This is a genomic window from Gaiella sp. (assembly GCF_035710885.1).
Classification (GTDB): domain Bacteria; phylum Actinomycetota; class Thermoleophilia; order Gaiellales; family Gaiellaceae; genus Gaiella.
Window position 1 is genome coordinate 1 of the sequence record NZ_DASTCS010000021.1, and the last position, 13,052, is coordinate 13,052.

The 13,052-nt window shown below is 69.4% G+C and carries 19 protein-coding genes and 2 rRNA genes; 15 read left to right on the top strand and 6 right to left on the bottom strand.

The annotated features are described in order from the left end of the window. Positions 1-459: ribosomal RNA gene (locus tag VFO26_RS04595) — 23S ribosomal RNA — on the top strand; the annotation flags it as partial. A gap of 79 nt (positions 460-538) precedes the next feature. Beyond that, positions 539-655 (top strand): 5S ribosomal RNA (rrf, locus tag VFO26_RS04600). Positions 656-809: 154 nt separating this feature from the next. On the opposite strand, the gene VFO26_RS04605 is transcribed toward rrf, so the two are convergent. Together VFO26_RS04605 and VFO26_RS04610 are read right to left on the bottom strand one after the other, a co-directional pair. After that, positions 810-1,619 (bottom strand): M48 family metalloprotease, encoded by an 810-nt coding sequence (locus tag VFO26_RS04605; RefSeq protein WP_325113713.1) that lies wholly within the window; start codon positions 1,617-1,619, stop codon positions 810-812. A 10-nt stretch (positions 1,620-1,629) separates the two neighbouring features. Beyond that, complete coding sequence (locus tag VFO26_RS04610; RefSeq protein WP_325113714.1) at positions 1,630-1,899, bottom strand: hypothetical protein; 270 nt, start codon at positions 1,897-1,899, stop codon at positions 1,630-1,632. A gap of 486 nt (positions 1,900-2,385) precedes the next feature. Between VFO26_RS04610 and VFO26_RS04615 the strand changes: the two genes are divergently transcribed. The 5 genes from VFO26_RS04615 (at position 2,386) to VFO26_RS17980 (ending at position 3,733) form a co-directional block, all read left to right on the top strand. Further along, complete coding sequence (locus VFO26_RS04615; RefSeq protein ID WP_325113715.1) at positions 2,386-2,646, top strand: DUF2892 domain-containing protein; 261 nt, start codon at positions 2,386-2,388, stop codon at positions 2,644-2,646. Between the two features lie 68 nt (positions 2,647-2,714). Continuing rightward, complete coding sequence (locus VFO26_RS04620) at positions 2,715-2,978, top strand: hypothetical protein (protein ID WP_325113716.1); 264 nt, start codon at positions 2,715-2,717, stop codon at positions 2,976-2,978. Positions 2,979-3,025: 47 nt separating this feature from the next. Further along, positions 3,026-3,298, top strand: coding sequence for a hypothetical protein (locus VFO26_RS04625; protein ID WP_325113717.1), 273 nt, complete (start codon positions 3,026-3,028; stop codon positions 3,296-3,298). Between the two features lie 147 nt (positions 3,299-3,445). Then, positions 3,446-3,583 (top strand): carboxymuconolactone decarboxylase family protein, encoded by a 138-nt coding sequence (locus VFO26_RS17975; RefSeq protein WP_414653048.1) that lies wholly within the window; start codon positions 3,446-3,448, stop codon positions 3,581-3,583. A gap of 21 nt (positions 3,584-3,604) precedes the next feature. After that, positions 3,605-3,733, top strand: a complete 129-nt coding sequence (locus VFO26_RS17980; RefSeq protein ID WP_414653049.1) for a hypothetical protein — start codon at positions 3,605-3,607, stop codon at positions 3,731-3,733. Between the two features lie 417 nt (positions 3,734-4,150). Here VFO26_RS17980 and VFO26_RS04635 read toward each other — a convergent pair whose 3' ends face one another. From VFO26_RS04635 to VFO26_RS04645, 3 genes are all read right to left on the bottom strand, one after another. After that, positions 4,151-4,609, bottom strand: coding sequence for a hypothetical protein (locus VFO26_RS04635; protein WP_325113718.1), 459 nt, complete (start codon positions 4,607-4,609; stop codon positions 4,151-4,153). A 228-nt stretch (positions 4,610-4,837) separates the two neighbouring features. Further along, a complete protein-coding gene (locus VFO26_RS04640) occupies positions 4,838-5,116 on the bottom strand; it encodes a GlsB/YeaQ/YmgE family stress response membrane protein (RefSeq protein WP_325113719.1) in 279 nt (92 codons plus the stop codon). A 229-nt stretch (positions 5,117-5,345) separates the two neighbouring features. Next, the gene (locus VFO26_RS04645) at positions 5,346-5,906 is read right to left on the bottom strand and encodes a histidine phosphatase family protein (RefSeq protein WP_325113720.1); all 561 of its coding nucleotides are present in this window, start codon (positions 5,904-5,906) and stop codon (positions 5,346-5,348) included. 19 nt (positions 5,907-5,925) lie between these two features. Here VFO26_RS04645 and VFO26_RS04650 point away from each other — a divergent pair, with 19 nt between their 5' ends. From VFO26_RS04650 to VFO26_RS04685, 8 genes are all read left to right on the top strand, one after another. Continuing rightward, positions 5,926-6,690 carry an SDR family oxidoreductase gene (locus VFO26_RS04650; RefSeq protein ID WP_325113721.1) on the top strand — a complete coding sequence of 255 codons (765 nt, stop codon included), beginning with the start codon at positions 5,926-5,928 and terminating at the stop codon, positions 6,688-6,690. Between the two features lie 51 nt (positions 6,691-6,741). Continuing rightward, positions 6,742-7,716, top strand: a complete 975-nt coding sequence (locus VFO26_RS04655) for a deoxyguanosinetriphosphate triphosphohydrolase (RefSeq protein ID WP_325113722.1) — start codon at positions 6,742-6,744, stop codon at positions 7,714-7,716. Between the two features lie 9 nt (positions 7,717-7,725). Continuing rightward, positions 7,726-9,381: a DNA primase gene (gene dnaG / locus VFO26_RS04660; RefSeq protein WP_325113723.1), complete on the top strand. Its 1,656-nt coding sequence runs from the start codon at positions 7,726-7,728 to the stop codon at positions 9,379-9,381. After that, positions 9,378-9,848, top strand: a complete 471-nt coding sequence (locus VFO26_RS04665; protein ID WP_325113724.1) for a nitroreductase family deazaflavin-dependent oxidoreductase — start codon at positions 9,378-9,380, stop codon at positions 9,846-9,848. The genes dnaG and VFO26_RS04665 overlap by 4 nt, the downstream gene beginning before the upstream one ends. A gap of 18 nt (positions 9,849-9,866) precedes the next feature. Further along, positions 9,867-10,514: a nitrile hydratase subunit beta gene (gene nthB, locus VFO26_RS04670; protein WP_325113725.1), complete on the top strand. Its 648-nt coding sequence runs from the start codon at positions 9,867-9,869 to the stop codon at positions 10,512-10,514. Further along, a complete protein-coding gene (gene nthA, locus VFO26_RS04675; RefSeq protein ID WP_325113726.1) occupies positions 10,511-11,116 on the top strand; it encodes a nitrile hydratase subunit alpha in 606 nt (201 codons plus the stop codon). Before nthB ends, nthA begins: the two co-directional genes overlap by 4 nt. A gap of 71 nt (positions 11,117-11,187) precedes the next feature. Then, positions 11,188-11,496 (top strand): nitrile hydratase accessory protein, encoded by a 309-nt coding sequence (locus VFO26_RS04680; protein ID WP_325113727.1) that lies wholly within the window; start codon positions 11,188-11,190, stop codon positions 11,494-11,496. 12 nt (positions 11,497-11,508) lie between these two features. Then, entirely contained in the window at positions 11,509-12,597 is a 1,089-nt protein-coding gene (locus VFO26_RS04685) for a serine hydrolase domain-containing protein (protein WP_325113729.1), read from the top strand. An 89-nt stretch (positions 12,598-12,686) separates the two neighbouring features. Here VFO26_RS04685 and VFO26_RS04690 read toward each other — a convergent pair whose 3' ends face one another. Beyond that, positions 12,687-13,031, bottom strand: coding sequence for a hypothetical protein (locus VFO26_RS04690; RefSeq protein WP_325113730.1), 345 nt, complete (start codon positions 13,029-13,031; stop codon positions 12,687-12,689). Between the last annotated feature and the right edge of the window lie 21 nt (positions 13,032-13,052).

The following is a 13,052-nucleotide window of genomic DNA, read 5'->3' on the forward strand; positions in this document are numbered from 1 at the left end:
CCGGGGATAACAGGCTTATCCTCCCCAAGAGTCCACATCGACGGGAGGGTTTGGCACCTCGATGTCGGCTCGTCGCATCCTGGGGCTGAAGCAGGTCCCAAGGGTTGGGCTGTTCGCCCATTAAAGCGGCACGCGAGCTGGGTTCAGAACGTCGTGAGACAGTTCGGTCCCTATCCGCCATGGGCGTTGGGAACTTGAGAGGAGTCGTCTCTAGTACGAGAGGACCGAGATGAACAGACCTCTGGTGTATCAGTTGTCCTGCCAAGGGCACTGCTGATTAGCCACGTCTGGATGGGATAACCGCTGAAAGCATCTAAGCGGGAAGCCCACCTCGAGATGAGGTTCCCCATCACTTCGAGTGAGTAAGGGCCGTGGAAGACCACCACGTCGATAGGCGGGCGGTGCAAGCGCAGCAATGCGTTCAGCTGACCCGTACTAATTGCCCGAGGTCTTGATTTTGAACACGTTGGGTTGCTATGGAGTTTTGAGGGTGACGCGGGCCCCGGTCTCAGAGCCGGCGAGCGCGAGCCTTTGACAGTTCGGCGGTCATAGCGACGGGGAAATACCTCTTCCCATTCCGAACAGAGAAGTCAAGCCCGCTCGCGCCGATGGTACTTGGGGCGCAAGCCCCCGGGAGAGTAGGATGCCGCCGGTTATCTCCGTGCCACAGGAAGGCCGCCACCAGGCGGCCTTTCTGCATTCTGGTGAGGCTGTTCCGCAGCCCGTGCTCCGCCGGGGGACGAGCTCGAGCGCGGTGAAAAGCGGCGCGAACGGCGTTTTCCTAGGATCGACGAGACGGCGGCGGTGCGCTATCCGCGTGGGACCCGCAACCGCGCGACGCGCTCGGCGACCGGAGGATGCGTGACGAACATGCGGGCAATGCGTTCCGTGTGGTCGAACGGGCTCACGGTGTAGAGCGGCTCGGTCGACGGCGCGGCGTGGAACTCGACCAGCTCGGCCGCGCGATCGAGGCGGAGCAACGCGTCGGCGAGGTCGTGGGGGTCGACGAGCCCCGCGGCCGCGGCGTCCGCTGCGTGCTCGCGCCTCGGCGAGAGCAGCAGGTGGGTGAACGCCGCGCCGATCGGAGCGAGCACCGTGAGCAGGAACCGGGAGAGGAACCCGCCGATGCGCGTCAGCTCGAGGAGCGTCGTCGAGAGCAGGACGGCATACGTCTGGGTGAGCACGTCGCGAGAGCGCACGTGTGCGAGCTCGTGGGCGATCACTGCCTCGACCTCGGGCATCGGCAGGGCCGTCAGAAGGCCGGTGCTGACGGCGAGCGTCGAGCTTCGCGGCCCGCGTCCGACGACGAACGCACGCGGGAACGTGTCGTCGATCAGCTGGAGCTTCGGGGGCGTGATCCGGAGCTGCGCCGCGATCCGGTCCGTCGTCGATCGGAGGATCGGATCCTCTGCCAGCGCGAACGGCCGGGCGCCGAGCATGCCTAGCAGCGCACGATCGCCGACCGCGTACGCGGCGCTCGCGGCGAGCAGCGAGCAGAACGCGAACAGGACCGCGCCGCGCAGGTCGGCGAGCAGCCAGCCGAAACCCGCGAACACCGCTGCGAGCAGCGCGACGAGGAGCCAGGCCTTCGAGATGTTGCGTGCGGCCGCCCCGCGCACGCCGCCGCGATCAGCCTTCGTCTTCCTCGTCGTCCGGTCGGTCGTCGCGGTCGAGCTCCTCGAGCCCTCGCGGCGGCCAGTCCGGCTCGGGCGCATCGCAGCGGCTCGAGCAGTGGAGGCTGGCGACGTTCTGGAGAGGGACGAGGATGTGACCGTTGAGCTCGACGTGAGGGACGTCCTCGATCGAGCAGTAAGCGGTCAGGGTCCCCTCCTGGTATTCGCCGCCGAACAACGCGAGCTCCACCTGCTCGCCCTTGTACTTGTTCGTGTAGTCCTCCACGGCCAGCAGGCTAGCGGTTACGGCTTGAAACTGTGGGTCGTCCTTGACGTACCAGCCGTGTATGCGGTGCTGTCGCATAACGCGTCTCCGGCGACCGGGGTGGTGGTCGCGGTGTGGCGAGTCCAGAACTATGGACCCGACTACTGCGCGGACCGAAAACCTAGAGTCGAGCTAGCCTCCTCCCGGCTTAAACCCGCCGAGCACGCCCGCATCGAGGCATGGCGTGGGCGCCCACGCGCGATGTTTGAGCCGACCGCAGGCGGGAAGGCGAACGCGTCGTCGACTGTCGCTTCTGGGCCGTCGTCATGTTGACGACGAGCATCGACATTGCGCGCTCGATCCTGCTCGGCCGCCCTGTGCTAGCCGGGCGACTCGATGTCGGCCCGGGCCTTCGGGGAAATACCGATGGTGCATCAGAAATGCCCCCGATGTCGAAATGCACGCGTCGTGGCAGGCTAGTGGCAAAGTTAGTGACAAACGTAACGAGTGGAGGAGATCGTGATGATCAAGAACATGGGGACACTTGATCGCAGTATTCGGATCTTCGTTGTCGCGCCGGTGGCGATTGGGGTCGCGGTGATCCTGGGGGCGGGCACGGTGGCTGGGATCATCCTCTTCGTCGTCGCCGGGATCATGCTGGCCACAGCCGTCACGGCGTTTTGCCCGACGTACACCCTCCTGGGCATCTCGACGCAGCCGCGCGGTGTGCATCGCGTCGGCCATGGGTTCCGCCACGGCCACGCCTAGCCTGACGACGGCCAGACAGACCGAAGTTAGGAGGCGAGTTGCTCATGCGGAGGATGGCGATTGCTGGGGTGGCGGTCATCGGCGTTGGTTTGCTGGTGGCGCGCCGAGTGGCACCCAGACTGCACGCGCGGATGTTGGAGGCGTGCAAGGGGATGCTCGAGCAGATGCCCGACGACTTCCCGCCCAAGGTGATGATGGGCGGCATCGAGGAAATCCGCGCGAACACTGCGCGGACGCTCGAACTACTAGGGGAGCGCACGCAGGCAGGGGAGGCCGAGCCGCCTGGCGATCCTTCCTGGGCGACGGCGGACGAACGGGAGGCACGCGTCTGAGGCGAGGCGTCCCATCGCGCCTCCGCGCGACACGGAGGAGGTGAAAAGTGAACCTCGCATTGACTTTTCCAATCGCAGACGGCTGGGGCATGCACGATGGCGGCGGAGGATGGTGGATCGGGATGATGCTCGTGATGGTGCTTTTCTGGGCAGCCGTCATCCTCGGGATTGTCTGGCTCGCCCGTGGAGGCTTTGATGGCTGGCGGGGCGGGCGAAGAGAGACGCCGACGGAGATCCTCGACCGCCGCTTCGCCGAGGGCGAGATTTCCGCGGAGGACTACCGCGAGCGACGGCAAGTCATTGCCAACTCATCGCGATAGGTCCGAAGCGAAATGGATCACCGGGGAGTCGCGAGCTGCGGCGAAAGGGGCGGAAGTGGCAGCGATCAAGATGATCGAAGAAGAGGAAGCGACCGACAGATCAAAGACACGTTCGAGATCGACTTCGTCCCAAACATGTACAAGCTGATGGCTCCCAACCCGGCATATCTGGAGGCCAACCGGAACAAGGTCAAGGCGGTCATGATCGAGTCGGACAACCTCGATCGCATGACCAAGGAGATCATCGCAGTCGCCGTATCCGCGGTGAATAGCTGCGACTACTGACTGCAAGTCCACACCTCTGCGGTGCAGAGGTTGGGCCTCTCCGACCAGGGCGTTCTCGAGTTGATGGCCGTCGTCGACCTGTTCGCCGGGTTCAACAAGCTCCTGGACGGCCTGCGGGTCGAGCCGGACGAGAAGCCGTGGTACGGCTGAGCGTCGTCAGCTTGAATGCCGTGAGCATTCACGGAATCGACGTCTTCCAGCCAGTTCGCGCGTCACCGGGCGGCGTCGCTCGAACGAAGACCGCGTGGGCGGCGGGGTCGCCACCCGCGAGCGGAGCGAGGTCGTGTCCGCGCTCAGGGCCGGGCGGCTAGCTGAACGCCGTCAGTGTGGCTCCCCAGCAGCGGCACCCCGCCCGCCTGCCCGCCTCGTTGTCCTGGTGAGGTCCCGGTGAGACCCCGCGCGCTCAGAACACGCCACGAACGAGCATGACCACACGAATGTTGTACTTGTTCGTGTAGTCCTCCAGGCGCAGGCTAGCGGTTGCCGCTCGAAACAGTGGTCCGGCTCGTTCCCGCGGCCTCTACCTCGCTGGGGAGACGACGGGTTCGTCTCCCCAAGTCTGCCCGCTCAACGCAGGCGGACCTCCACGGCCGGCACCGAAACGGTCTGTCTGTCGAACGGCGCAACGAACCCCGAGCCGAAGGGGCTCGGTGTGCCCGCCTCGGCCGAACCGTTGACGCTCACGATCGCCTTTCCTCCGTGGAAGGGCGGACCAACCGGATCGGCGAGGACGGTGACCGGAAGTTCGTGAGCAATCCCGTCGCACGGAAACAAGAGGGGTGACGGAAATGAGCTGAACAATGTCCCCGCGCCCCGCGCGATCTCACGCCCGGCCGCCTGCTCGATGCGGACGGTGATCGACTGCGAGAAGACCGTCAAGCTCGGACCGAACGGGTTGCACGTGACCGTGACCGGGACGGTGACCGCGATGCGGGCAGTAAGCTCCGGCGACCCGACGGCGACAGTCATCGCCTGGGCGGTCCCTGCGAGCGCCAACGTGACGGCCGAGACGGCCAGGCCGATCATCATTCGGACGCGAACTGTGGGCATTACCCACGCTCCTTTCGTTGGATGCCGCCCGAGGATCGCCGGACTTGCCAACCATCGGCTAACGGCCCGCGCCCGCGTTCGGCCGGCCCGGGCCGGCGGTCGCTCCACCCGCCGTTCGTGGAGGCGTCCCCTCGGCGGCGAGTCCGAACCGTGGGATCAGACGCCCCGCGCTCTCGTAGCCCGGGGCGTCCGACCGGTCAATCGTCAGGCACGAACAGGGCCGTCCCGCCTGTCCACGACGAGGCGGTAGATCACGAGCAGGACGATCGCACCGATGATCGCCGTCAGCCACGTGGAGATGTCGAAGAACTCGTCGAGCGGATCGGCGTCGAACAATGCACCGGCGATGAAGCCGCCGAGCAATGCGCCGATGACTCCGATGATCGCCGTGATGATGAACCCGCCAGGATCGCTACCGGGCATGATCGCCTTCGCGATTGCCCCGGCGAGCAGGCCCAGGATGATGAACGCGATGATGCCCATGCCTTTCCTTTCGTCCGGAGAGTGGAGAGCGATCGTTCCCCGCGTGGGGGCGCGCGAAACTCGAGCCGAGCCGACCCGAAGTTGCCCCGGGGGGTTTGCTGCGGCGCCGTTGCGGGTAGAGCCGTCGGGTCGAGCGGGCTATTCCGAGGGCCGGGCGGCCGTTCGGGGATGCCTCCCCCGCCCCGTCATTCGGGCCGCCCGAGCGTCCGCGCCTCTGCCGCGCCGAGCACTACGTCTCGTCGACGACGAGCACGCCCTCGACAAGCGTGAACGCGACCGTGCCGCCGTTCACGACCGCCGTCCCCGGATCTCCGGCGGCATGCGCCCGCAACGCGCGGATGACGCCGCCGTGCGTGACGACGAGGACGCGCTCACACGGGTGCGCAGCCGCGATCCGGAGGGCCGCCGGGACGACGCGTTGCGTCAGATCCTCCCGCGTCTCCCCGTCGTGCCCGATCTCACCCTGCCGCCAGCGCGTGTAGCCGGCGGGGAAGCGCTGCTCCACCTCGGCGCTCGTGAGGCCCGACCACGAGCCAACGTCGATCTCGCGCAGCGCCGGGTCTTCGACAACCTCCAGGCCGAGCCGTTCGCCGATCGTGCGTGCGGTCTCGGTCGCCCGGCGGAGGTCGCTCGAGTAGACGGCGGCGATGTCGGAGCCTGCGAGGCCGTCCGCCAGCTCGGCTGCCTGACGTCGGCCCTTCTCGTTGAGCGGCGGATCGGCCTGGCCCTGCCACCTCCCGACGCGGTTCCAGTCGGTCTCGCCGTGGCGCGCAAGGAGGAGGCGGCTCACGCGACTAGGCTAGTCGGAGATGGACCTCGACCTCGCCGGAAAGATCGCTGTCGTCACCGGCTCGAGCCGGGGAATCGGCCTTGGTATCGGGACGAGGCTCGTCCAGGAGGGCGCCGACGTCGTCTTCTGCGCGCGGGGTGCGGACGCGCTCGAGGATGCCGTGGCGGCCGCGGCCGGGCCAGGTCGTGCGCACGGCGTGGTCGCGGACGTGACCGATCCGAGGGCGGCGACGCAGGTCGTCGACGCCGCCGTCGAGGCCTTCGGCGGGCTCGACATCGTCGTCAACAACGTCGGTGGGTCGGGCGCGCGGACGGTCGACGAGACGGACGTCGACGACCTCGAGACCGTCCTCGGCCGCAACGTGATCCCGGCGCTCGCCGTCTCGAGAGCGGCGCTACCGCGGTTACGGGAGCGCGGCGGCGGGGTGATCTCCCTGATCGCGTCGATCTGGGGCCGAGAGGCGGGCGGCAGCCCGAGCTACAACGTCGCCAAAGCGGCGGAGATCAGCCTCGCGAAGGCGATGGCGCGCGACCTCGCAAGGGACGGGATCCGCGTCTTCAGCGTCGCACCCGGCTCGACGCTGTTCCCCGGCGGAAGCTGGGAGCGCCGCATGCGCGACGACCCCAACGGGATGGCGGACTTCGTGGAGCGCGAGCTGCCCTGGGGTCGCTTCGGCACGGTCGACGAGATCGCCGACGTCGTCACGTTCCTCGTCTCGCCCAGAGCGTCGTGGGTCGTAGGGGCCTGCGTGACGGTCGACGGCGGCCAGTCGCGCGCCTTCTGAGCGACACACGGCGTACGAGGAGCGGGCCGAGACGGCGACTACGCTGGGACGATGGAGGTCGCGGGACGGATCGGTGACACGTTCGCCGCGCGGGTGCGGGCGCTCGAAGAGACGACCCTGTCCCAGCATGCGGTGCGCTCGTACGAGACGCGCGGCCGCGACAGGCCCGAGGAGCCGTGTCGCGTCCGCACGCCTTTCCAGCGCGACCGGGACCGCCTCGTTCACTCGAAACCGTTCCGGCGGCTCAAGGGAAAGACGCAGGTCTTCATCGACCCGCAGGGCGACCACTACCGCACACGCATGACGCACACGCTCGAGACGACCGCGATCTCGCGCGTCGTCGCGCGGGCGCTGCGGTTGAACGAGGATCTCGTCGAGGCGATCGGGCTGGGGCACGACACGGGCCACACGCCCTTCGGGCACGCCGGCGAGGACGCGCTCGACGAGGTGTTGCGCGAGCGCTTCGGCAGTCGTTTTCGTCACAACGAGCAGTCGTTCCGGATCGCCAAGCAGCTCAATCTCACGTATGAGGTCTGCGACGGGATCCTGACGCACACCGGGGATCTGGAGCCCGAGACCCTCGAGGGACGGATCGTCCGGATCGTCGACCGGATCGCGTACGTCAACCACGACATCGACGACGCGCTCCGCTACGGCCTGCTCACCGAGGCGGACCTACCCGCCGACGAGATCGCGCTTCTCGGGGCGACGGGATCCGATCGCATCGACACGCTGGTGCACGACCTCGTCGAGACGTCCGAGGCCGACGGAGGGATCGCCCAGGGCGCCGAGGTGGGGGAGGCGATGCTGTCGTTGCGCTCGTTCATGTTCGAGCGCGTGTACCTCGGGCCCCAGGTCGGGCCGGAGCACGAGCGCGCGAGGCGGGTCGTGCGGGCGATCTTCGACCGGCTGGTCGAGGAGCCGGAGCGGCTTCCGCCGGGCGACGGCGGGCTCGCGACCAGGATCACCGACTACCTAGCGGGCATGACCGACCGGTTCGCGCTCGCGTACGCCGAGCGGTTGTAGGGTCGCGCGATGGCGCGGATCAAGGACAGCTGCGTCGCGGAGGTCAAGGTGGCGGCGGACATCGTGGAGGTCGTCTCGGCGAGGACGTCGCTCCGGCGCGCATCGAGCTCGCGCTTCACCGGACGCTGCCCGTTCCACGAAGAGCGGACGCCGAGCTTCTCGGTCGACCCGGTCGACAAGCTCTATTACTGCTTCGGCTGCGGGAAGGGCGGCGACGTCGTGCGGTTCGTGCAGGAGAGCGAGAACCTCGACTTCGCGGCTGCGATCGAATGGCTCGCCGAGCGGTTTCGCGTCCCGCTGGAGTACGAGGAATCCTCGCCGCAGCAGGACGCGGCGCGCCGGCGCAAGGAGCGGCTGACCGCCCTGCTCGACCAGGCGGCCGCGTACTTCGCGCGCGTGCTCTGGGAGACGGAGAGCGGCGCGCCCGTGCGCGAGTACCTCGCCTCGCGGGGGCTCGGGGAGGAGATCGCCAAGGAGTTCCGGCTCGGGCTCTCGCGCGGCTCGGGCCTCGTTGCCAAGGCGTGTGAGAGCGGCTTCTCCGTGGAGGAGATCCGCGCGGCCGGCCTCGCGAACCAGCGCGGCAACGACTACTTCCCCTTCAGGCTGATGTTCCCCCTGACGGACGCGCGCGGCCGCGTGATCGGGTTCCAGGCGCGGCGCCTGCGCGACGACGACCCGCTCAAGGGGAAGTACGTCAACACGCCGGAGAGCGAGCTGTTCAAGAAGGGGAACGTCCTGTACGGGCTCCACCTCGCGCGGCCCTCGATCGCGAAGCAGGACCGGGCGATCGTGGTCGAGGGCAACACCGACGTGATCGCGCTCCGCCAGGCCGGGGTCGAGCCGGTGGTCGCCTCGATGGGAACGGCGCTGACCGAGAGCCAGGTGCGGGAGCTGGGTAGGCTCACGAAGCGGCTCTTCCTCTGCTTCGACGCGGACGCGGCCGGACAGGAGGCGACGCTGCGTGGGATGGAGCTCGCTGTGAGGCAGGGCTTCGACGTCCGTGTCGTCGTGCTGCCGAAGGGCGAGGACCCCGCGGACGCACCGGATACGTTCGCGGCGCGGCTTGGCGCGGCCGAGAGCTACCTCCACTACCGCGTGCGCATCACGCTCGAACGCACGGCCGACCGCCAGGAGGCGTTCGTGAGGGCCCGCGAGATCCTCGCGACGGTGGAGGACTCCCCCGAGCGCCAGGAGGCGTTGCGCCTGCTCGCCGACCGGCTCGACCTGCCGCGCGAGACCCTCGCGGGGCTCGCGCCGCCGACCACGCGCTCGGTAGCCGGGGCACCGGTCGCGGCCACGCCTCGCCTGCTCGAGGCCGGCCTGCAGCGAGAGCGGGATCTCCTCGCGGCCGTCGTGCGCCATCCGTTGCTCGTCCCGGAGCTCGCGGCGCTCACGCCGGACCATTTCGACGATCCGCTCCACCGGCGTTTTCGCGAGGTGCTCGTCAATGGGGCGCCCGAGGACGAGGAGCTGGTCGCGCTGCGCGCCGAGCTCGGTGCCCGCGCCGACCGGGACGAGCTCGACGAGCGGGCCGGCAAGGAGCTTCTGCTCCGGCTGCACGAGAGGCGGCTCCGCCGCGAGCTCCAGGGTGCCGACCTCGTGCGCGCGACCGAGCTCCAGGCGCGGCTGGCGAAGGTGCACAACGCCCTCGCCGAGCTCGTGTGAACCTCTACGCTCGCGTCGTCGGCGAGCTCGGCCGAACGCGGGCGTTCTCCTGGATCGCGTCGAGGGCGCTGCCGCCCGTGGATGCGCGGTTCTCGCGACGCCGACGGTCGCTCACGAGCCTCGGCTCGGGGTTCCCGCTCTGCTTCCTGACGACCGTGGGCCGGCGCACGGGTGAGCTGCGGACCGTTCCACTCCTCCATGTCGCGGACGGCGCGAGGGTTGTCCTGATCGCCTCGAACTGGGGGCGACGGAACCACCCGGCATGGGCCCTCAACCTCGAGGCGAGCCCCGAGGCGCGGGTCACGATCGACGGAGTCGGGCGCCGGTATCGCGCGCGGCGTGCGTCGGCCGAGGAACGCAGCCGCTACTGGGCGCAGGCGCTTCGTTTCTGGCCGGGCTACGACGACTACCGTGCCAGAGCGGGGCGAGAGATCCGCGTCTTCGTCCTCGAGCCGGTCTCGGAGTAGTCTGCGGGCACGGACGGTGTGCACGACATGGGCGGGATGCACGGCTTCGGAGCCGTCGTGACTCCGGGCTCCGACCGTGCCGCCGAGCACCCGTGGGAGCTCCGCGTCTTCGCGCTCTCGACGCTGGTCGGCATCCACGGGATCGGCGCCGGCTCGGGACGCGCGATCCGGGAGGAGATGCCACCCGCTGACTACCTCGCGGCCGGGTACTACGAGCGCTGGCTCTGGAGCACCGAGCAGCGGCTCGTGCGCAGGGGAACGGTCGGCGAGCGCGACGTCGACGGGTGGGTGGAGCGTCTGCGCCGGGGGGATGCGGCACCTCGACGCGAGGACCCGCAGGCTGCTCGCCTCGCCGTCGAGGCGACCGGCCAGGGGTCGCCGCTGCCCCAGGCCCTCAGCGCTCGCTTCGCGGTCGGAGACCGCGCGCGAGCCCGCCGGATGCGACCGGCGGGGCACACGCGCTGCCCCCGCTACGTGCGCGGGGTCGCGGGTGTGGTCGAGGCGGTGCGGGGAGTCGATGCCTTTCCGGACATCGGCCCGTACGAGGGGCCCGAGGAGCCGGTCTATGCCGTGGCATTCGCATCGAGCGACCTGTTCGGCCCCTCGGACGAGGGCGAGTGGACGGTGCTGCTCGACCTCTTCGAGAGCTACCTCGAGCCGGCGTGAGCGGCGACCACCATCACGACCACGACGACGAGCTCGCTCTGCGCGCCGCTGCGCTCGAGGCCGTGCTCGTCGAGAAGGGCCTCCTGACCACGGATCAGGTCGACGCGATCGTGGAGCACTACGAGCGGGACCTCGGCCCGCAGAACGGCGCCCGTGTCGTCGCTCGGGCGTGGGTCGACCCCGCCTACCGGCAGCGGCTCCGGTCCGACGGCGCGGCCGCGATCCGCGAGCTCGGATACGGCGGCTTCGAGGGCGGCACGATGGTCGTCGTCGAGAACACACCGGACGTCCACAACGTCGTCGTCTGCACGCTCTGCTCGTGCTACCCGTGGCCCGTGCTCGGCCTGCCGCCGAGCTGGTACAAGAGCCCGGCCTACCGCGCGCGGGCGGTCGCGGAGCCGCGGGCGGTGCTCCGCGAGTTCGGTGTCGAGCTTCCTGCCGAGACCGAGATCCGTGTCTGGGACTCCACGAGCGAGGTGCGCTACCTCGTCGTCCCACAGCGCCCCGAGGGCGCGGACGGCTTGAGCGAGGACGAGCTGGCTGCCCTCGTGACGCGCGACAGCATGATCGGGACCGGCCTCGCCTTGGAGCCCGGCGCCTGAGCAACCCGGCGGATCCTGTCGTCGCCGACCCGGGCGCCCCGGCGGCTCCGCCGCGCTCGAACGGCGAGCTCGTGTTCGACGAGCCGTGGGAGAGCCGCGCGTTCGGCATCGCCGTCGCCTTGCACGACGCAGGCGTGGTGGACTTCGAGACGTTCAGGGCGCGGCTGATCGAGGAGATCGGCGCCTGGCAGGCCGAGCACGATCCCGCGGCCTCCGGCTACCGCTACTACGAGCGCTGGCTCGCGGCCCTCGAGCGAACGCTGCTCGACGAGAAGCTCGTCGATCCGTCACAGGTCGAGGCGGCGCGCGCCGTGCTCCAGCGCGAGTGGGCACACGACCACGATCGCCGGGCTGCTGGCCCTCGCGAGCCGGACGGGTAGAGGCCACAGCGGATGCGACGCGTGCTGGCCGCGAGCGTGGTCGCGCTGGCGGTTCTGGCGATCCTCGGAGGATGGGTCGCGACGCGCAGCGACGACCAGCCCGAGCTGGGATCGCTGCTCGACCGGGTCGTCTCCGCCGGGGCGCCGGGCGCCTTCGTCGTGGTGCGCGAGGAGGGGAAGTTGCACGGCGAGGCTCGAGGCTTCGCGGACACCGGGCGGGCGGCAGCGATGCGCACCGACGAGCGGTTTCGCATCGGCAGCGTCACGAAGACGTTCGTCGCGGCGTTGGTGCTCCTCCTCGTCGAGGACGGCAGGCTGCGACTCGGCGATCCGATCGAGCGATGGCTGCCGGGGCTGATCCCGAGAGGTCGGGAGACCACCGTGCGTCACGTGCTCTCGCACACGTCCGGCCTCCCCGACTACGTCGCTGATCCGCGGGTGCTCGCCGATCCCCACCGCCGATGGCGGCCGACCGAGCTCGTCGCGCTCGCGCTCGCGCCCGATCTGCGCCCCGGGCATCTGGGTCGCTTCGCCTACTCGAGCACGAACTACATCGTGCTCGGGTTGCTCGCCGAGGAGGTCGGCGGGGCACCTCTCGGGAGCCAGCTCAGGCATCGTCTCTTCGAGCCGCTCGGGCTCGACGAGACGAGCTTCGTGCCCGGCGTCGTGACCGGCGCTCACATCCACGGCCATCGGTCCCCGTCGCACCAGGGAGTCGTGACCGGCCCTCCGGTCGACACGAGCGACGAGCCCGCGTGGTGGACGTGGGGAGCGGGTGGGATCGTCTCGACCGCGGACGACGTGCAGCGGTTCTTCTCGGCGCTGCTGCGTGGGCGCGTGCTCGGTGCGGCGTCCCTGCGGGAGATGGAGACGCTCGTTCCCGCGGGGCGGCAACGCTACGGCCTCGGAATCGCCACCTTCCCGACACCATGCGGCCCCGCGTGGGGTCACACGGGGAACGTCGGCGGCACGGTTGCAGTCGCGTGGAACACGCATGACGCGTCACGCCAGGTCGTTCTCGTCATCAACAGCTATCCGCTCTCGGGTGAGCTCGAGGATGCCGTCCGCCGTCTCCAGCACGCTGCGTTCTGCGGCGGCTGAAGCGCGGTGGCGAGCCGCGGCGGGTCAGCCAGGCTCGAGGCATCGCGGCGGGGCGAGCCGCGGAGTCGGTCGCCCCGCCGTCTCGCGTCCTAACTGGCTGCCGTGTCGTTGTCCCGTGCCGCGTAGAAGAACCCCCATTGCACGACGCTGGCGCCGCGCAGGTTGGAAACGGCCTTGAGACAGAAGGTGCCGTCCTGGTTCTCGTCGATCAGGTTCCCCAGGTCGACGAGCTCTTGCACGGTGTACGGCGCGGGATCGGCGTCGAGGCCCGCCGCGATCCGTGGGAGCAGCCGCATCTCTACTTCGGTCTGCGGTACCGAGTGGCCGCTGTAGCCGTTGGGGCAACTCGACCGGTGCCCGTCTGCTGCCGCACCCGAGGCGAGTACGACGGCAGCCACCGCAGAGAGGAACGTGAAGAGGATTACCTGCCGCATGGTTCTCCCTTCGCACGACGG

Bases quoted from the DNA above. Each gene is read 5' to 3' on its own strand.
- VFO26_RS17975 (WP_414653048.1), top strand. From the start codon at position 3,446: ATGGCTCCCAACCCGGCATATCTGGAGGCCAACCGGAACAAGGTCAAG.
- VFO26_RS04635 (WP_325113718.1), bottom strand. From the start codon at position 4,609: ATGATCGGCCTGGCCGTCTCGGCCGTCACGTTGGCGCTCGCAGGGACC.
- VFO26_RS04640 (WP_325113719.1), bottom strand. From the start codon at position 5,116: ATGGGCATCATCGCGTTCATCATCCTGGGCCTGCTCGCCGGGGCAATC.
- VFO26_RS04650 (WP_325113721.1), top strand. From the start codon at position 5,926: ATGGACCTCGACCTCGCCGGAAAGATCGCTGTCGTCACCGGCTCGAGC.
- VFO26_RS04655 (WP_325113722.1), top strand. From the start codon at position 6,742: ATGGAGGTCGCGGGACGGATCGGTGACACGTTCGCCGCGCGGGTGCGG.
- dnaG (WP_325113723.1), top strand. From the start codon at position 7,726: ATGGCGCGGATCAAGGACAGCTGCGTCGCGGAGGTCAAGGTGGCGGCG.
- VFO26_RS04685 (WP_325113729.1), top strand. From the start codon at position 11,509: ATGCGACGCGTGCTGGCCGCGAGCGTGGTCGCGCTGGCGGTTCTGGCG.
- VFO26_RS04690 (WP_325113730.1), bottom strand. From the start codon at position 13,031: ATGCGGCAGGTAATCCTCTTCACGTTCCTCTCTGCGGTGGCTGCCGTC.